This window comes from Agrobacterium sp. CCNWLW32, from assembly GCF_037083425.1.
In the GTDB taxonomy this organism is placed as follows: Bacteria; Pseudomonadota; Alphaproteobacteria; order Rhizobiales; family Rhizobiaceae; genus Agrobacterium; species Agrobacterium radiobacter.
Genome location: NZ_JBAOJM010000001.1, coordinates 490,340 through 507,708 on the forward strand (window position 1 = coordinate 490,340; position 17,369 = coordinate 507,708).

Below are 17,369 nucleotides of genomic sequence, written 5' to 3' on the forward strand. Positions count from 1 at the left end.
GATTCAATAAAAATAAGGGGAACTCTTATGAATATCGAAGGACAAACGCTTGCCAAGACGGCCATGTCTCCCGAATGCGCACCGCTTCTGGAGATCGAGGATCTGCACGTTTCTGTGCCGGCGCAAAACGGCCGCAAGTTTGTTATTTCGGGCCTGACGCTTTCCGTCAACGCCGGAGAAGTCGTCGCTCTCGTCGGCGAATCCGGATCGGGTAAGAGCATGACGGCCCTGTCGCTGATGCGGCTTTTGCCGCAGGGCGCGGAAATCAATTCCGGCCGCATTTCCTTTGCCGGGCGCGATATTCTCGCTCTTTCATCCTCCGAACTCGATGCACTGCGCGGTGCCGATATCGGCATGCTGTTCCAGCAGCCGCAGGCCATGCTCGACCCGACCAGCCGGGTGAGGACGCAGGTTGCCGAGCCGCTCTGGATCCACCGTAAAATGAGCCGGCACGCGGCGCTTGACCGGGTCGTCGGTCTCCTGTCCGATGTCGGCATTCCCGATCCCTCAGCACGGGCGCAATGCTTCGCGCACGAGCTTTCCGGCGGTATGGCGCAACGTGTCATGATTGCCGCCGCACTGTCAGGCAATCCGCAGCTTCTGATCGCCGACGAACCGACGACGGCGCTCGATGTCACCGTTCAGGCACAGATACTCCGCCTGCTTGATGACGAACGCCGCAAGCGCCGGCTTGCCACGTTGCTCATCACCCATGACCTCTCGGTCGTCGCCGCTTTCGCGGACCGGATTGCGGTCATGTATGCCGGCCGCATCGTCGAAGAGGGGCCGACCCAGGCGATCCTCAAGGCGCCGCAGCACCCCTATACCAAGGCGCTCATCAGCTGTTCACTCCTGACCACCGACAGCGAGGGGCAATTGCTGACGATCCCCGGTTCGAGCGCGCAGGCCCATGACATGTCCTGCGGCTGCCGGTTTCATCCGCGCTGCACGCTTGCCAACTCGGCAGGCATGGGCGGCCGCTGCATGGCGTCGGAACCGGATCTGAATGCCTTGCCCGAAGGGCGCAAGGCGCGATGCTGGGCGGTCGGTCACGATCATGCCGCTCATGATCATGCCAGCCACACGGTCTGCTGAGGGAGGGCGACAATGTTATCGACAGCGACGACACAGACCCCGTCACCGGCGGAAAACAGGAGCCGGCCCTTTGTGGTCGCAAAGAACCTCTGCAAATATTATCCCATATCGGGCTTTGGTCACCGTGTGGTGAAATCCGTCGACGATGTTTCCCTGACGATCGGCGAGGGGGAAGTGCTGGGCCTCGTTGGTGAATCCGGATGCGGCAAAAGCACGGTTGCCGGGCTGATCACGCGGCTGACCCACGCAACCAAAGGCGAGGTCAGCATCGGGCAGAACGATATGCTGCACATGCAGGGCGAGGCGCTGCGGCGCATGCGCCGGGTGGTGCAGCTGGTGTTTCAGGACCCTTATTCGGCACTCGATCCGCGCATGCGTATCGGCCAGAGCATGGAAGCGCCGCTTGCCCAGCATGGCATCGGCACCCGCGAGGAACGTACGGCGCGGGTTTTCCGGATGCTGGAAGAGGTCGGTCTCGACGGCTCTTTTTATGATCGCTATCCGAGCCAGTGTTCCGGCGGCCAGTTGCAGCGCGTCGTCATCGGCCGTGCGCTGCTTCTCAATCCGAGCTTCCTCGTCTGCGACGAGCCGACATCGGCGCTCGATGCCTCGATGCGGACGCAGATACTGAACCTTCTGATGGACATGAAGCGCCGTCACGGTTTGACGGTTCTGATGATTTCCCACGATCTGCGCGTGGTGCGTTATCTCTGCGATCGCATCGCGGTGATGTATCTCGGGCGCGTTGTTGAAATCGCTGACCGGGAGGAGCTTTTCCGGGCGCCGAAGCATCCCTACACCAAGGCTCTCATAGCATCGTCGATGCTGGACGAGACGGGGTTATATGCACCGGAAATGCTTCTTGACGGCGATTTGCCGAGCCCTCTCAATCCTCCTGACGGATGCAAATTCCACACCCGCTGCAAATATGCGACCGAGATATGCGGCGAGGTGGAACCCGTTCTGGAAGGCGTTTCCGGCGAGCATTTTGCCCGCTGCCATCGCTGGCGGGAATTGGGCTGAAGGACAACGCAGTTACAGTTTTCTGTTGCTGTAAAAACAGATGAATCGTGTGTTTGCGAATTAATATCGGAATAAAATTCCGAGTATAAAACGTAAAATAGATAATATTCGAATGGATAATCGATAGATATCCATAGAGTATTCTTGTTGTCTTCGTAATTATTGAGTGAAATTTCGAGAAAATGTACGAATTGTGAGCGTTGTCATCAAAAATAAAAGGGGAATCTTCTATGATGAAGCACGCACTTTTGGCGACGTGCGCCGTTGTGGTCTCGTTTGGGACGCAGGCGGCGACAGCCGGAACGATCACCTATGACGATTATACCGGCGTCAAGACCGGCTGGCAGATGGCCTCCGACGATGCCTATCTCGGTTCGCGCGCGGGGTGTTTCGAAAGCCTGGTCCGCGTCGGCTATGACACCGCACTGGAGCCGGGGCTGGCCGAATCCTGGACACAGACCTCGCCGAAGGTCTGGGAATTCAAGCTGCGCAAGGGCGTGAAGTTCCAGAACGGCGAGCCGCTTAACGCTGCGGCCGCAGTCAATGCACTCACCAATCTTCTCAAGGCGCCCGTTCCGGCTCGGGCCTTTTCGCCCAAGCTGATCGCTGCCGTCGATGCTGGTGGCGACGATATCGTGAAGATCACGACCATCGAGCCATCGGTGCTGCTGCCGGCGCAAATGGCAAGCCCGGCGACTTCGATCCTCGCGCCATCCGCCTATAAGGATGGCAAGGTCGATCCGATCGGAACCTGCACCGGGCCATTCAAGATCACCAAGGTCGATGCCAACCAATATATGGAGCTGACCGCGAACCATGACTATTGGAACGGCATGCCGAAGCTCTCGGGCGGCCGCGTAAACTTTATTCCGGATGCCGATACGCGCGCCACCCAGATAAGAAGCGGTGAAGTGCAGATTTCGCGCGTGATTCCACCCTGGGCGGTAAAGACCATTGAAGCCACGAAGGGTGTGAAGGTTGCGCCGATTACCGTACCCCGGATTACGGAAATGCTGCTCAATAATTCGAAGCCGCCGTTCAAGGATATCAAGGTTCGGCAGGCGATCCGGGCTGCCATCGACACCGCCGGTATTGCCGACAGCATCTATGAAGGCGTGGTAAAGCCCGCAACGATGCCCTTCGCACCCGGAGAGCCGTGGGCGCCGCAAGACGTCACGCCCGCTTATGACGTAGAGAAGGCAAAGGCTCTGCTGAAAGAGGCGGGAATTGCTCCCGGCAGCCTGAAGCTGACGCTTCTGGCCTACACTGAAAGAACCGAACTCAAGGATGTTGCCGCCGTTATCCAGGCCCAGTTGCAGGAAATCGGCATCAAGGTCGATGTGCGCGTTGCCGATTACACTGCGATCGAGCCCGATCTCCTGGCCGGCAATTTCGACATGGTTCTTCTGTCACGCGGTTATGCCACTGATGTTGCAGAACCGATCGGTTTCCTCAACGCCGACTACACCTGTGGAGGCGGCTACAACATCTCGCATTATTGCAGTGAGGAGACGGACAAGCTGATCAAATCCGCCTATGCGGCGGCTGAGCCGGCCAAGCGTTACGCCATCTATGCCGAGGCGGCGAAGAGGGTTTACGACGAAGCCGTCACCGTCTACCTCATCCACGAGACCGCTTTCGATGCCTATTCGGACAAGGTCGAAAACTTCAAGCCGCATCCGATCAACTACTTCATCATGACCAAGGATCTGGCGGTGAAATAAGCCGACATGACATTGCTGACGAGGTATGGCCCGGCTCGCAAGAGCTGGGCCATATTGCTGATATGGTGCCGCCACGCCGGGGTTGGATGCCGGATCAGGCCCACTGCCGTCCGGGCCAAATTTCTGGACAATGTGCGTGACATTGATTTGGAATGACGAGCTACGCCAAACACTCCGGCGTCATCCTCGGGCTTGTCCCGAGGATGACGCGAGAGGCGTGAAGCCTTCGCCGCCGGCTTCGGTAGAGATATCTGTTCGGGAGGTGTGAAAGGACGAAGCTTGATCTCGTCCGACGGCTGTCACGCAGGTTCAGCGCGAAGCGGGGCAGGCGGGGCGACCCGGCGGCGGCAGGATGGAAGCGCCGCCGGTATCTCTTCGGATCAGGCGCGTGCTTCCGGCGTATAGCCAGCGGCGGTGATGATTTCGGCAATACGCGCTGCATCGGAGACGCCGCCAACCACGACCGTGCGGCTTGCCGGATCGGCATGCACGGCAGCGCCGGGAACGGTCTTTTCGATCGCGCCCTTGATCACACCGGCGCAGTGACCGCAGGTCATGTCTTCAACGTGGAAAGAAAGGTCGGCATCGACGGGTGCGGCAGTGGTTTCGGGGTGATGCTGATGGGCGGTGCACATAGGCGGTTCTCCATGGTTTGGAATTCGTAACAGGAGGAGCCTGAACTATTCCAACGTGGGAAGGTCAAGCGCTTTATTCGCGCATGCGCAACATGTGTATCGCCGGATCAGCTGCGCCAGAAGATCGGCATCAGCAGCACCAGAACCGTCAGGATTTCCAGACGCCCGAGCAGCATCAGGACCGACAGGAGATAGAGCGCCGGGTCGCTGATTGTGGAGAAATTGCCGACAGGCCCGATGATCGGGCCGATGCCGGGTCCGACATTGGCAAGCGCCGTCGCAACACCCGATGTGGCGGTGAGGAAATCATAACCCATCAGGCTCATGGCAAGGCTGCCGGCGATCCACAGCGCGATGAAACAGCTGATGAACAGAAAGATGGTGCGGATGGTTTCCGGATCGACCACCTGCTGGCCGTAGCGCACCGAATAGACGGCATTCGGATAGATCAGCTTCTTGAGGCCCGCGCGCGCCACATTGAAGATGATGAGGAAACGATAGGCCTTGATACCGCCCGCAGTCGAGCCGGAACAGCCGCCCATGAAGGTCGCGAAAAAGGCGACGACGACGACGAACGGACCCCAGAGCGTATAGTCGTCGCTGGCAAAACCTCCGGTCGACAGGATAGAGGTCATGTTGAAGAAGGAATGGCTGAGCGCGTCGTCCAGCGGTACACCGTTTCTAAGGTGATGATAGACGCCCACCGCAATGGAGATCGCGCAGAGATAACCGAGGAAGACGGCGATCTGCGGGTCGCGCAGCGTCTCCAGCCGGCGGCGGACGGCAAGCAGGATCATCACCGAAAAGGGCAGGCTGCCGAAGATCAGGAAGATCGTGGCGATCCACAGCAGCGCGGTATTGTCAAAATAGGCGAATGAGGCGTCATGGGTGGAAAAGCCGCCGGTCGCGACGGTCGACATGGCGTGGTTCAGCGCATCGAAATGCGACATGCCGGCAAAATCGAAGGCCACCGTGCAGGCGATTGTCATGATGATGTAGATCGCCACGAAAGCCCGTGTGAAGCTCGCCAGACGCGCGAAGGGCCGGTCGTTGCCGGTATCGGAAGATTCCATGCGAAAGAAGGTCATGCCGCCGACGCGGAGCAGGGGCAGGATGAAGAGACCGAGGGCGACGATACCGATGCCGCCGAGCCAGCAGAGCAGGGATCGCCACAGAAGGATGCCCTGCGGCGCGTTGTCGAGGCCGGATATGGCCGTCGATCCTGTCGTGGTGATGGCCGAAACGGATTCGAAGATCGCCTGACCGGGCGTCAGGTCGAGTTCCGACAGATAAAGCGGAACCGCGCCGATGATGGAAAACACCAGCCAGAGCAGGTTGACGAGCAGAAAGCCGAAACGTTTGTTGAAGGAGGTGATCGGTCCGCGGGTCGCGAGCGCGCATGCAAGTGCAAAGCCGCCGCACATGAAACCCGAAAGCGCAAACACCATCCAGTCATCATTGCCGTAATAAAGATCGGTCAGTGCCGGCAGAAACATGGCCGTCGCAAGGTAGAGCCCGAAGATGGACGCCACATATATGACCGAGCGCAGAAGGTTGCTGTTCAAGAAATGAAACCCGGAGTTCGTTGCCGCGCTGAAATGAGTCTTTGTCTCGGACGCCTTCCTATGGCATAGCGGGTGCCATTATGAATTTCAATGGATTGACTATCGTGGACAAGCAGCTTGTGGAAGCAGCGCGGCGGGAAGTGCGGGAGATATTTCCGGAAACGCCGCTGCAGTTGAATGAACATCTCAGCCGTCGGTATGGCGCGTCGATTTGGCTGAAGCGTGAGGATCTGTCCCCGGTTCGTTCCTACAAGATTAGAGGCGCATTCAACTTTCTGCGCAAGGCGGTGGCCAAGGCCGGCAAGGACAAGATTTTCGTCTGCGCCTCGGCCGGCAACCATGCGCAGGGCTTTGCTTTCGCCTGCCGCCATTTCGGCGTTCACGGCGTTGTTTTCATGCCGGTGACGACACCGCAGCAGAAGATCGAGAAGACCCGCATCTTCGGCGGTGAATTCATCAGCATCCGTCTCGTGGGCGATATATTCGACCAGTGTTACGCCGCTGCCCGCCAGCACGTACAGGATAATGACGGCTACATGGTGCCGCCCTTCGATCATGAAGACATCATCGAGGGTCAGGCTACGGTTGCTGCCGAGATCATGGACCAGCTTCCGGAAGGCACGAAGCCTGACATCGTCGTCATGCCTGTTGGTGGCGGCGGTCTTTCGGCTGGCCTCACCGGCTTTCTGGCGGGCACCGTCCGCAAGGAGAACTTCGTATTCTGCGAGCCCGAGGGTGCGCCGAGCCTGAAGAAGAGCCTGGAGCGCGGTGAACCGGTGACGCTCACCAAGGTCGACAATTTCGTCGATGGCGCCGCCGTCGCCCGCATCGGCGACCTGAACTTCAAGGCGCTGAAGGATTTCCCGGCCGAGCAGGTCATGCTCATTCCGGAAAACGCCATCTGCGTGACGATCATCGAGATGCTGAACCTCGAAGGCGTGGTGCTGGAGCCTGCGGGTGCGCTCTCCATCGCCGCGCTGGAGAAGCTCGGTCGTGAGAGGCTGGAAGGCAAGACGGTTATCGCCGTGGTCTCCGGCGGCAATTTCGATTTCGAGCGCCTGCCGGATGTGAAGGAACGCGCAATGCGTTACACCGGCGTGAAAAAATATTTCATCCTGCGCCTGCCGCAGCGCCCTGGCGCGCTGCGCGATTTCCTCAACCTGCTCGGTCCGGACGACGATATCGCCCGTTTCGAATATCTGAAGAAATCGGCCCGCAATTTCGGTTCGATCCTGATCGGCATTGAAACCAACGCGCCGGAAAATTTCGCCGGCCTGCTGGAGCGCTTCGAGGCCGCCGGTCTCGGTTATGAAGACATCACCGAAAACGACATCCTGTCGAACCTGATCATCTGATCGGGGAGTTAAAGACAGGGAAGGGCGGATCACCTCCGCCCTTCAAACGTGACATAGATTGAGGGAGTGAAAGCCATGGCATCGTTTTTTTCCAAAATCCTCTCGGCCTTCGGCTCCGGCCAGCCGTCCTCGGACGCGCCGCAGAAGGTGTCGCAGGCTGAGCCGCATGCGCATGGCGACTATCTGATCTATGCGACGCCGATCAAGGAAGGCGGTCAGTTCCGCCTGGCCGGCCGCATTGAGAAAAAGGCCGGCGACGAGGTGCTGGTGCATGAATTCGTGCGCGCCGATGTCTTCAGCAGCCTGGACGATGCGGTGGAGTTCACGATCCGCAAAGCGAAGCTCATCATCGATCAGAACGGCGCATCGCTTTTCCCAGGAAAATGATGACGTTTTCTTGCCCCGCACATTAAGATTCCGTTGTTTGCTTCGGCCTATCGTCTCTGAAGGGCATGGAGTCGCGCCAATCAACCCGCGCGACGTGAATCGATAAGGCATGTGCCGATGCAGTGGGCAAATCTGGCCCTCTTTTTGACGGAGGCCATCGTCTATTTTTCGGTAATGACGGCCTTCCTTCATTACCGGCATATTCTCGGCATCGGTGTTTTTCTCACCGCGCTGGGGGTCATGCATTTTCTGGAAACCTATCTGGCGGCCGTCTTTTACGTGCAGCTGCCTTTCGGCGTGGCGTCGCCCGGTTCCTCGATTCTTTTTGCCGGCAAGCTGATGATGATCCTCATGCTCTATATGCGCGAGGATGCTGCGGTGGTGCGCCAGCCGATCTATGGCCTTTTTCTCGGCAACATATTGACCGTCATCATGGCCCAGATCATCCGCTTTCATCAGACGGTGGCGATCGTGCCCGGGCAGTCTGTCAGTACCGGCTTTCTGGACGAGATGGGTGTGCTGATGGTCTGGGGCACCAGTCTGCTTTACATCGACGCCATCGCCATCATCCTGTTTTATGAAAAACTGGGGCGGTATCTGCAGCGCCATATCGTCCTGCGTTTCGGCATCTGCGGTGTCGTCATCCTCAGTCTCGATCAGGCGGGTTTTTACGGTGCGCTGCGGCTTCTGTTCAACGCGCCGGTCGATGTGTTTTATGATGGCTGGAAGGCGAAGATGGCGGCCGTCGCGGTCTATTCGCTGCTCTTCGCCATCTATCTGTGGCTGACATCGGCCAAGGGCCGTTTCCTGATACGCCGCAACATTGCGGATGTCTTCAACGATCTGACCTTCCGTGAGCGCTACGAAGAGCTGTTATCTCGCTCCGGACGGGACATGCTGACGGGTGTTTCGGACCGCGCCCGCATGGAGCTCGACGCGCCCTCCATCGTGCTTGACTGCGCCGAGAAGAGGCGGGCGATCAGCGTGCTTATCGTCGATATCGACCATTTCAAGACTGTCAACGATACGTTCGGCCATCTGCGGGGCGATGAAATTCTTCGGGAATTCGCAGCAGTCATGAAGCGGTCGGTTCAACCACATGGCCATCTCTACCGTTTCGGCGGCGAGGAATTTGTGGCCCTGCTTCCGGCGATGACGCACGAGGCCGCACTTGCCTTTTCCGAAGGTCTTCGTGCAGCCGTGCTGACGGGTCTGCGCCGGCCCGACGGAACGCCCCTGACTGTCAGTATCGGTGTCGCGACCGGTCTGGAGGATGGGCGGGTATTCCTCGAACTTCTTTCCGAAGCCGACTCGCGGCTCTATGCGGCAAAAAATAACGGCCGGGATCAGGTCCACGGCCGTTACGGAATGTGGGTCGGCTGATACCTTGTCGGTATCAGCCTCCGTTCAATTGTCTCAGGCGGCCTGGGCCAGCTCTTCAACCTTGGCTTCGGCGGCGGCCACAGCCTTTTCGACGGCTTCCGGACCAAATGCCAGGCCTTCGACATAGATGACTTCCACATCCGTCATACCCATGAAGCCGAGAACGGTCTTGAGGTAGGGAACGGCATGGTTCATCGATACGGCCGGGCCTTCGGAATAAACGCCGGCGGCGGCCAGCACGATGTAGACCTTCTTGCCGGTGGCAAGGCCAACCGGGCCGGTTTCGGTGTATTTGAAGGTCTGGCCGGCGCGGGCGACGTTGTCGATCCACGACTTCAGGCCGGAATAGATGTTGAAGTTGATGAGGCCGGTGCCGATGACGACCGTGTCGGCTGCAAGAAGCTCTGTAACCAGCTTGTCGGAATAATCGGCGGCAACCGCTTCTTCGGCGGTGCGCTGGTCGGCCGGCTTGCGGATCGCTGCGGTCTTGACGGTGTCGAGGTGCGGGATCGGGTCAGCGGCGAGATCGCGGTGGACAAGGGTGTTGGAAGCCGACTTGGCCTTCAGCTTGTTTGCGAGCTCCCCCGAAAACTTGTTGGAAACCGATTCGTCGCCACGCGGGCTGGAGGTGATGAGCAGAATGTTGGACATGGTCTTTCCTTGCATAAGCGATGAATTGACGGGCGCCTTGGGAGGGCGGGAGAGCACGATGCCCTTCCTTTGCGCTCTATATGAAAAATTACTGCCATCAAGAAAACTGTGATAATATGGAAGCAATCTATCGATGAAATGGATGGAACATGGACGCGAACCCGACGCTCGACCAATTGCAGGTGTTTTTGACGGTTGCCGAGACCGGCAGCTTTTCCGCTGCGTCACGGGCGCTCAATCGCGCGCAGTCGGTGGTCAGCTACACGATTGCCAATCTCGAGGCGCAGCTTGAAGTCACGCTGTTTGAGCGCAGCGGCGTGCGCCAGCCGAAACTGACGGATGAGGGCCGCGCCATGCTTGAGGATGCAAGGCGCATCGTCGCCGGCCTGCAGGAGATGCGCGCCCGCGCCAAAGGGTTGAAGCAGGGGCTTGAGGCGGAACTCTTGGTCGCCATCAGTACCATGGTGCCAGCGGAGGCCGTGGTGGCCGTGCTGCGCGATTTTCGCACACAGTTCCCGACCGTCACCCTCAGCCTCAATGTCGGCGAATTGGGCATGGTCATGGATATGGTGCTCTCCCGCAAGGCAGGCATCGGCATCGGCGGGGCGATGCTGCGCCAGGATGATGAGCTCGTTGTCGAAAAGGTGGGCCATTCCTTCATGTTGCCCGTCGTCGCGTCGGATCACCCGCTGGCGCAGATCGAGCGGCCTCTGGTTCTCGCCGACGTGCGCGAGGAGGTCCAGCTTGTTGTCACCGATGCATCGGGCCTCACCAAGGGCCGCGATTTCAATGTTCTCTCTTACAAGACATGGCGGGTCAGCGACATCGCCACGAAATACCAGCTCATCAAGGGTGGTCTTGGCTGGGGCGGTCTGCCCGCATCGATCGTGCGCAATGATCTGACCAATGGCAGCCTGAAAGCGCTTGAGCTGGAGGCCTATGAGCAGGGCGAATATCCGCTCTTTGCGCTGCGGCGGGTGGATTCACCGGCAGGCCCCGCAGGCCAGTGGCTTGCCGAAGCATTTCAGCAGCGCCTGTCTGCCTGCCCGAACCACAAGGATTTCAACGGGATGCTTGCGGCCAGCAAGCAGAGGACCATTGCTGTCGCCGCTGAGTGACAGTCTCGCCCTCCCGGCCGGTTTCAGCCGGGAGGGCGAAGCTTTTAGAGAACCAGACGGAACTTCGCGAAACCTTCCGCGCCGTCACCGGCATCCTCGATTTTCGCGCCCTTGATCTCAGCCGCATAGTGACGGCCCTTGGGGCCGGTCTCGAAGATCGCCGTGGTATTGGCGACAGGCGCGAAGGACCAGTTGGCATCCGCAGACGGGTTGATGGTGCCCTGATCGATGATATAGCGCACGATCACGTCGCGGTTGGTATCGGGCGCCACGAAGATCACCTTGTCGCCGGCGATATCGGGGAATTTGCCGCCGCCGCTTGCCCGGTAATTATTGGTGGCGACCACGAATTTCTGCTCGGGATCGATCGGCTTGCCTTCAAATTGCAGGTTGACGATGCGGTTGCTATCAGGGTTGACGGCCTTGCCGTCCTTGTCGAATTTCGCCGGTTTGGAAATGTCGATCTGATAGGTCACACCGTCGATGACATCGAAATTATAGGACGGGAAATCCGCGTTCAGCAGCGGCGCATCCTTTGCGCCGGCCTCAACCGTGTTGAACATGCCGGCCGACATTTCCAGCCAGTTCTTCACCTGCGCGCCGTTGATCAGCACCGCCTGCACCGTGTTGGGGTAGAGATAGAGATCGGCGACGTTCTTGATGGCGATGTCACCGGCGGGGACATCGGTGTAATAATCCGCGCCGCCGCGGCCGCCCGACTTGAAGGGTGCTGCTGCCGAAAGCACGGGCAGATCCTTGTATTGTCCTTCCTTCAGCATGTCCTTGATATACCAGGTCTGGGCATTGGAAACGATCTGCACGGATGGATCGTCCGCTACCAGTGCGAAATAGGAATAGAGCGGCGCGGAGGTTTTACCGACCGGACGGCGCACATAGGCAAGTGCCGCCTCATGATCGGCTTTGGCGGCGGCGAGGACTTCCGCTTTATCCGTGAAATCGGCGACGACCTTGCGGTTTTCGTCACGGTGATAGATCGGCCGGGCTTCGGAGGTGAAGTCTACGATCTTCCAGCTTTTGCCGTCCTTTTCAAGCAGCAGGTCGATGAGGCCCATATGCGAGCCCCAGAAACCGGCCATCACCGCCGGCTTGCCCATCAGCGTGCCCTTGACCGCATCCGCACCCTCAATGCCGTCCCAGGTCTTCGGACCGGGGAAAACGAGATGCTGGTGGCCGGTGAAGATGGCGTCGACGCCTTCGACGGCAGCCAGATAAAGCGAGGCGTTTTCCATGCGCTCCGTCTGGCCCTTGCCGTCGATGCCGGAATGGGAAAGGGCGATGATGATATCAGCGCCTTCTTCCTTCATGACAGGCACCCAGGCTTTCGCAGCCTCGACGATGTCACGCGTCTGCGCCTTGCCCTCGAGGTTCTTGGAATCCCACATCATGATCTGCGGCGGCACGAAGCCGATGATGCCGACCTTGACCGGGCTCGTCACGCCGCCGCCGTCGCGGATCTGTTTTTCCAGAACGACATAGGGCTTGAAGAACAGCTCGTCGTTTTTCGGATCGGAAGCAAGCTGGCCCTTGGTGAGGTTGGCGCAGACGTAAGGGAAACCCGCGCCGGCCAGCGTGTTCGACATATAGTCGAGGCCGTAATTGAATTCGTGGTTGCCGAGCGTGCCGCAATCATAGCCCAGCACATTCATGGCATTGATCACGGGGTGCTTGTCGCCGGCCTTCATACCGCGCTCATAGGCGATATAGTCGCCGAGCGGATTGCCCTGCAGGAAGTCGCCATTGTCCACCAGCATCGAGTTACCAGCTTCGGCGCGGATGGTGTCGATGATCGAGGCGGTGCGGGCGAGCCCCATCGTGTCGTTCGGCTTGTCGGCGTAATAATCATAGGGAAAGACATGAACATGGATGTCAGTCGTTTCCATGATGCGCAGATGCGCCTGGTTGGTCGCTGCGCGCGCAGCAAAAGGGTGCAGCAGCACCAGCGCCGAGGAGGCCGCGATGCCGCCCAGAAGCGAACGTCGGGTGATGGGGTGGAGAGCGAGAAGCGACGACATGGGAACTCCTTCGAATGAAGCTTGCTCTGTCATGAAAAACGACAGGGTAGAAGCAATCGCAGAGGAGTCCATCACCAAAATGACAGGCCCGTGACGGATGGGCCTGTTTTCAACCGTTTGATAAATTTTTTGTCACGGCAGCGCGGCACGGGTGTCGCCGTACCGGAGAATACGCATCGTCCGCCCTGCGCATTCCTCTTCGTTGGACCAGCGGATTAGCGGGCGAGGGTCGGTTTCACGTCTTCATGGAAGAAGCGGAAATAGGAGGAGAGCTGCGCCAGTGTGTTGGTGGAAAGCTTGAGCTGCAGGCCGAGGCGGTTCATGTGCTGCCACTGCACGACGCCTTCGATGAAGCCCAGATCTTCACTCTGCACCTTGACCCGGCTGCCCTTGGCGGCGGCGAAAGGGCCGTCCAGTTCGAGCGCCATCCCCGTCGCCGAAAGATCGACCACGCGTCCCCTGGTCGACTGGCTGAAATAATGCACGGTCGCAAAAATTCTGGTTTTGCTGCGGGGCGCAGTCCGGGTCGCCATATTGAGGTTATTTGTCATGTTGCTGCTCAAATCAATTGTTTCCGATACCATGCATCATGGCGCAAAAAGCTTGAGAGCCGTTTAGTTCTTCTCTTAAAATTGCAGGTAATTGCCGATTATGCTGTGTCGATACGGCACTGATAGCAATTATTACGGGCGGATCGCACATGGACATAAGCGACATCCGCGCGCTCCAGAAGGCGCAGTGCGCGCGACACGATCTCGCCCGTCGCCGTCACCGCGCCGGTGCCGTAGACGATGCGGTCATCGGCTCCATAACCCCGCACGATGTAATCCGGGCTGTCCAGCATCGGCGGGACAGCCTGTGTCTGGGGATAGCGCTCACAGGCCTCGGCATGCAGAAAAACCGGTCCCGTTTCCGCATAAGGCTGTAGCGAGGGGAAAGGCCGGTAGGCGAGGATCAGCATCCCGTCGCCTTCGCCGATCTGGCGAAGGCAGTGGCGGCAGGGCATGCCGCCTGGAGAAACGGCTTTTTCCGGCGGATTGCCATAGGCGTCGGCGGCTCCCGCCCGGAAGGCCTCGGCTTCCTTAGCCGGCATTGCGGTAAAAACGAGATCGGTCATGTCGGGGCCTCCTGGGTTGGGATCGGCGTTGCTTCTTTGCAGCTATGGTCCCGAAACGGATCACTATCCACCCGATTCTTGACAGGCGATGCAACCAGCCCATTGCGTGACTCGTTAGCTTCGGGAATCAGTGACGCTCCTCGTTCCCGGAAGGTCTGATTTTATGTTCCGTCGTTTTCTGGCCGCCGTTCCGCTGGCTTTCGTATCGTTGACGGCTCCGATGCAGGCCGAGGCGCAGGTCGCCTCCGGTCTCGACGGCCTGTCCGACGATCAGCTTCAGCAGGCGGTCAATTTCGTTATCGGCAACGCGATCTTCTCGCTTTATCACGAAGGCGCACGCATGCTGATCTCGGATTTCGGGACAGCGGACACGGCAAGTGTTCAGGCCCCGGCCGATCAGCTGGCCGGCACGCTCATCCTTCAGGCCAATGAGGAATGGCTCGACACCGCGCTCGTCAACGCCACCGACAGCTGGTATCTCGCACGTGAGACGGAGACCCTGCCGGAGCACGAGGCTCCGGTCTTTTCCGCGCTGGTGCCCGACAGGAGCCGCGACCGCAACATGGCCTGCCTGATGGTCGGTCGCGACAAGGATGGTTATGGCGATCTGGCTGCCATGATGGGGCTCAACAATGCCGAGTTCGACAAATGCGCCGCCGCCTATCCCGGCGTTGCGTCGGCCTGGGAGAATTTTCTGAGCACCCACCGCAGCCAGACGCCATCCAGATTTGCCGTCAGCTATGTGCCGCCGCGTGATCCAGAACTTGAGCCCTATGCCATCATGGTCAAGGAATCGAAGATTCTCGATCTCATCAGCCGCAGCTTTGGCGGCTATGGCCTGAAGGGAGACGTCAAGCTGACGGCCAGGTCCTGCGGCCGCCCCGATGTCTACTGGTCAGCCGAAAAGCGCGAAATCACCTATTGCTACGAGCTTGGTAAATTCCAGGCGGAGCTGATTGCCGATCATCTGCTGAACACGGTCACGGAAGACAAGGGGGCCGCCGGCGGCCATATTCCGACGGCGGTCAATCTCGAACGGGAAATCTGAGGTAGATTGCCGGACGCTGGTGATCTGGCCTCCTGAACGGGGAGGAGGCCAGCCACCCCTCAATTGCGCATCGAGATTTCCAGAAGTTCCGTATCGGCGAGCGGCTCCACCCAGGCTTCATAGGTGCCGACGGGCGAAAAGCCCATCATCTGGTAAAGCTGCAACGCGCGCGGATGGTCGAGCGTATTGGTGGTCACCGTCACCCGCTGCGGATTGTCTTGCCAGGCGGCATAAAGCGCCTGCAGGAGGAACCACTTGCCGACACCGGCACCGATCGCCTCTTCGAGCAGGCCGAAATAGGACAGCTCTGTCACCTCGTCGCTCGCCTTGTTCAGTTCGAAGAAACCGGCGGGCGCACCGTTCATATAAAGGACCGTGACGCTGTTTTTTGGATCGCGCAGGATGGCGGAAAGCTCCGCATCGCTCATGCGCATGCGCTTTTGCCAGTGCCAGCGTTTCCCCACCCGCCAGTAGAGATAACGGTAGAAATGCAGGGGAATATTGTTGACCCGCATCAGCGCCGTCTGAATGTTGACGGGGATCGGCAGGCTGACCTTCGGCGGCGCGGTCATTTCCAGCTGTGTCACATGCGCCTTCAAAGGCCCATGCGACACCACGGGAACAGGCTCGGCGGGGCCGGCAACAATAGGCGTATCTTCCAGTCCGCCCCATTCCGACCACGAGCCATCATAGAGCGAATTGTCCTGATGGCCGAGTGATTCAAGCGCCAGCGTGATGACGGCTGCGGTAACGCCCGAGCCGCAGCTGGTGACAACGGGCTTGCCGAGATCGATGCCGGCGTCGGTCACCATCTTGCGGATGGCGGTGAGGTCCTTGAAATGACCGTTCTCGGAAAAGGCGGTCGCGGGCAGGCTGCGCGCGCCGGGCATATGGCCGGCACGCATGCCGGCACGCGGCTCGGCCTCGTCGCCGGTGAAGCGGCCTGCGCCGCGAGCATCGGCGATCTGCTTTTCACCGCTGTCGACGATGCCGCGCATCGTTGACAGCGACGTCACGCGCTTTTCGTTGAAATCGGGTGTGAAGGTTGCGGGTTCGATTTCCGGCGTGCCGGTTTCGAGCGGCCGGCCCTCGCGCTTCCAGCCGTCCAGACCGCCATCCAGCACATAGGCCTTGCGCACGCCCATCACCCGCAGCATCCACCAGACGCGCGGTGCGGAAAAGAAACCGGGGCCGTCATAGACCACGATCGTGTCGGTATCGCTGAGCCCTAGCTCGCCAGCCTGTTCGGCAAAGAACTCCGGCGAGGGCAGGGAATGCGGCAGGCCGGTCGTATGATTGGCGATCTTGTCCTGATCGAAGAACACGGCGCCGGGCAGGTGATCGGCCGCAAATTCCTCCGCGCCGTTGCGTTTATGCGCCGGCAGATACCACGAGGCATCAACGAGACGAAACCCGGCCGTGCCGAGCTGTTTTTCTACCCAGTCCGCCGAAACGACGAAACGGCTCTTATCCGTGCTCACGATGTCTCTCCTGATTTCAGGCAGCAGCTTCAGGCGCGCCGAAACGAATGCGGAACCGCCTGTTCTCCTTGCCCTTTTTTTCTATCTTGGCAATGTGAATATCGCCCACTTCCTGCGTTTCGGAAACATGGGTGCCGCCGCAGGGCTGGCTGTCGATGGCAGAATTTTCGCCGATGCAGACAAGGCTGACCCGGCCGAGGCCCATTGGCGGGCGAACATTCTTGGATTTGACGATGCCCGGATTGGCCTGCAGCTCCTCGTCGGTAATCCATTGCAGGAAGACGGGATGGTTGGCTTTCACCAGGTCCATCAGCTTTGCCGTGACCTCATCCTTGTCGATGGTCTCCGACATATCGAAATCGACACGCGATTCGTCCTCGCCGACGGCAGCTCCGGTGATCGGCCATTGGCAGACAACGGACAGAAGGTGGCAGGCGGTATGCATGCGCATCAGCTTGTAGCGGCGTGGCCAGTCTACATGCAGGGTCAGCTTTTCGCCGATCTCCGGAGAAGGCTGGCCTTCGAGCGGCACATGGACGATCACGCTCTTGTCGGCACCGTTTTTGGTGATGCCGAGTTCGATGCGCGACCCGTCTGCCCGCTCGAGAAAGCCGCTATCGCCCGGCTGGCCGCCGGAGGTGGCGTAAAAGCAGGTCTGATCCAGCTCTATGCCGCCATCCTCATGCACCGCCGTGACGATCGCTTCTGCGGTGGAAAGATAAAAATCGTCACGGAACAGGGCATTCACAGGCAT

At 59.4% G+C, this 17,369-nt stretch carries 16 protein-coding genes; 8 read left to right on the forward strand and 8 right to left on the reverse strand.

What is annotated here, in order from left to right; translation table 11 throughout:
- Positions 1–27: 27 nt before the first annotated feature.
- The 3 genes from V6R85_RS02615 to V6R85_RS02625 all read left to right on the forward strand — a co-directional run bounded on the left by V6R85_RS02615 (position 28) and on the right by V6R85_RS02625 (position 3,842).
- Positions 28–1,095: an ABC transporter ATP-binding protein gene (locus V6R85_RS02615; protein WP_060724072.1), complete on the forward strand. Its 1,068-nt coding sequence runs from the start codon at positions 28–30 to the stop codon at positions 1,093–1,095.
- A gap of 12 nt (positions 1,096–1,107) precedes the next feature.
- Positions 1,108–2,118 (forward strand): ABC transporter ATP-binding protein, encoded by a 1,011-nt coding sequence (locus V6R85_RS02620; protein WP_035212373.1) that lies wholly within the window; start codon positions 1,108–1,110, stop codon positions 2,116–2,118.
- A gap of 230 nt (positions 2,119–2,348) precedes the next feature.
- Entirely contained in the window at positions 2,349–3,842 is a 1,494-nt protein-coding gene (locus V6R85_RS02625; protein ID WP_111780880.1) for an ABC transporter substrate-binding protein, read from the forward strand.
- A gap of 380 nt (positions 3,843–4,222) precedes the next feature.
- On the opposite strand, the gene V6R85_RS02630 is transcribed toward V6R85_RS02625, so the two are convergent.
- Both V6R85_RS02630 and V6R85_RS02635 read right to left on the reverse strand, forming a co-directional pair.
- Positions 4,223–4,477 (reverse strand): heavy-metal-associated domain-containing protein, encoded by a 255-nt coding sequence (locus V6R85_RS02630; protein WP_003502257.1) that lies wholly within the window; start codon positions 4,475–4,477, stop codon positions 4,223–4,225.
- A 107-nt stretch (positions 4,478–4,584) separates the two neighbouring features.
- On the reverse strand, positions 4,585–6,042 hold the full coding sequence (locus V6R85_RS02635; RefSeq protein WP_003502258.1) for a TrkH family potassium uptake protein: 1,458 nt from the start codon (positions 6,040–6,042) through the stop codon (positions 4,585–4,587).
- An 80-nt stretch (positions 6,043–6,122) separates the two neighbouring features.
- Here V6R85_RS02635 and ilvA point away from each other — a divergent pair, with 80 nt between their 5' ends.
- The 3 genes from ilvA (at position 6,123) to V6R85_RS02650 (ending at position 9,167) form a co-directional block, all read left to right on the forward strand.
- On the forward strand, positions 6,123–7,397 hold the full coding sequence (ilvA, locus tag V6R85_RS02640; RefSeq protein ID WP_107675418.1) for a threonine ammonia-lyase: 1,275 nt from the start codon (positions 6,123–6,125) through the stop codon (positions 7,395–7,397).
- 75 nt (positions 7,398–7,472) lie between these two features.
- Positions 7,473–7,784: an HlyU family transcriptional regulator gene (locus V6R85_RS02645; protein WP_080866073.1), complete on the forward strand. Its 312-nt coding sequence runs from the start codon at positions 7,473–7,475 to the stop codon at positions 7,782–7,784.
- Between the two features lie 117 nt (positions 7,785–7,901).
- A complete protein-coding gene (locus V6R85_RS02650; RefSeq protein ID WP_080866074.1) occupies positions 7,902–9,167 on the forward strand; it encodes a GGDEF domain-containing protein in 1,266 nt (421 codons plus the stop codon).
- Between the two features lie 33 nt (positions 9,168–9,200).
- Here V6R85_RS02650 and V6R85_RS02655 read toward each other — a convergent pair whose 3' ends face one another.
- Positions 9,201–9,818: an FMN-dependent NADH-azoreductase gene (locus tag V6R85_RS02655; RefSeq protein WP_026363437.1), complete on the reverse strand. Its 618-nt coding sequence runs from the start codon at positions 9,816–9,818 to the stop codon at positions 9,201–9,203.
- 149 nt (positions 9,819–9,967) lie between these two features.
- Between V6R85_RS02655 and V6R85_RS02660 the strand changes: the two genes are divergently transcribed.
- Complete coding sequence (locus V6R85_RS02660; RefSeq protein ID WP_111834296.1) at positions 9,968–10,936, forward strand: LysR family transcriptional regulator; 969 nt, start codon at positions 9,968–9,970, stop codon at positions 10,934–10,936.
- A 44-nt stretch (positions 10,937–10,980) separates the two neighbouring features.
- On the opposite strand, the gene V6R85_RS02665 is transcribed toward V6R85_RS02660, so the two are convergent.
- From V6R85_RS02665 to V6R85_RS02675, 3 genes are all read right to left on the reverse strand, one after another.
- Positions 10,981–12,969: a bifunctional 2',3'-cyclic-nucleotide 2'-phosphodiesterase/3'-nucleotidase gene (locus tag V6R85_RS02665; protein ID WP_111834521.1), complete on the reverse strand. Its 1,989-nt coding sequence runs from the start codon at positions 12,967–12,969 to the stop codon at positions 10,981–10,983.
- A gap of 215 nt (positions 12,970–13,184) precedes the next feature.
- A complete protein-coding gene (locus V6R85_RS02670; RefSeq protein ID WP_004441225.1) occupies positions 13,185–13,520 on the reverse strand; it encodes a PilZ domain-containing protein in 336 nt (111 codons plus the stop codon).
- A gap of 98 nt (positions 13,521–13,618) precedes the next feature.
- Entirely contained in the window at positions 13,619–14,086 is a 468-nt protein-coding gene (locus tag V6R85_RS02675; protein WP_003502273.1) for a DUF1203 domain-containing protein, read from the reverse strand.
- A gap of 163 nt (positions 14,087–14,249) precedes the next feature.
- Here V6R85_RS02675 and V6R85_RS02680 point away from each other — a divergent pair, with 163 nt between their 5' ends.
- Positions 14,250–15,134, forward strand: coding sequence for a DUF4344 domain-containing metallopeptidase (locus V6R85_RS02680; protein ID WP_111784511.1), 885 nt, complete (start codon positions 14,250–14,252; stop codon positions 15,132–15,134).
- A gap of 59 nt (positions 15,135–15,193) precedes the next feature.
- On the opposite strand, the gene sseA is transcribed toward V6R85_RS02680, so the two are convergent.
- Together sseA and V6R85_RS02690 are read right to left on the reverse strand one after the other, a co-directional pair.
- The gene (gene sseA, locus V6R85_RS02685) at positions 15,194–16,615 is read right to left on the reverse strand and encodes a 3-mercaptopyruvate sulfurtransferase (RefSeq protein WP_111834297.1); all 1,422 of its coding nucleotides are present in this window, start codon (positions 16,613–16,615) and stop codon (positions 15,194–15,196) included.
- 16 nt (positions 16,616–16,631) lie between these two features.
- A complete protein-coding gene (locus V6R85_RS02690; protein WP_020810799.1) occupies positions 16,632–17,369 on the reverse strand; it encodes an alanyl-tRNA editing protein in 738 nt (245 codons plus the stop codon).

Excerpts from the sequence above, each read along its gene's own strand:
- V6R85_RS02615 (WP_060724072.1), top strand. The coding sequence starts at position 28 with ATGAATATCGAAGGACAAACGCTTGCCAAGACGGCCATGTCTCCCGAA.
- V6R85_RS02620 (WP_035212373.1), top strand. The coding sequence starts at position 1,108 with ATGTTATCGACAGCGACGACACAGACCCCGTCACCGGCGGAAAACAGG.
- V6R85_RS02625 (WP_111780880.1), top strand. The coding sequence starts at position 2,349 with ATGATGAAGCACGCACTTTTGGCGACGTGCGCCGTTGTGGTCTCGTTT.
- V6R85_RS02630 (WP_003502257.1), bottom strand. The coding sequence starts at position 4,477 with ATGTGCACCGCCCATCAGCATCACCCCGAAACCACTGCCGCACCCGTC.
- ilvA (WP_107675418.1), top strand. The coding sequence starts at position 6,123 with ATGAATTTCAATGGATTGACTATCGTGGACAAGCAGCTTGTGGAAGCA.
- V6R85_RS02645 (WP_080866073.1), top strand. The coding sequence starts at position 7,473 with ATGGCATCGTTTTTTTCCAAAATCCTCTCGGCCTTCGGCTCCGGCCAG.
- V6R85_RS02650 (WP_080866074.1), top strand. The coding sequence starts at position 7,902 with ATGCAGTGGGCAAATCTGGCCCTCTTTTTGACGGAGGCCATCGTCTAT.
- V6R85_RS02655 (WP_026363437.1), bottom strand. The coding sequence starts at position 9,818 with ATGTCCAACATTCTGCTCATCACCTCCAGCCCGCGTGGCGACGAATCG.
- V6R85_RS02660 (WP_111834296.1), top strand. The coding sequence starts at position 9,968 with ATGGACGCGAACCCGACGCTCGACCAATTGCAGGTGTTTTTGACGGTT.
- V6R85_RS02665 (WP_111834521.1), bottom strand. The coding sequence starts at position 12,969 with ATGTCGTCGCTTCTCGCTCTCCACCCCATCACCCGACGTTCGCTTCTG.
- V6R85_RS02670 (WP_004441225.1), bottom strand. The coding sequence starts at position 13,520 with ATGACAAATAACCTCAATATGGCGACCCGGACTGCGCCCCGCAGCAAA.
- V6R85_RS02675 (WP_003502273.1), bottom strand. The coding sequence starts at position 14,086 with ATGACCGATCTCGTTTTTACCGCAATGCCGGCTAAGGAAGCCGAGGCC.
- V6R85_RS02680 (WP_111784511.1), top strand. The coding sequence starts at position 14,250 with ATGTTCCGTCGTTTTCTGGCCGCCGTTCCGCTGGCTTTCGTATCGTTG.
- V6R85_RS02690 (WP_020810799.1), bottom strand. The coding sequence starts at position 17,369 with ATGCCTGTGAATGCCCTGTTCCGTGACGATTTTTATCTTTCCACCGCA.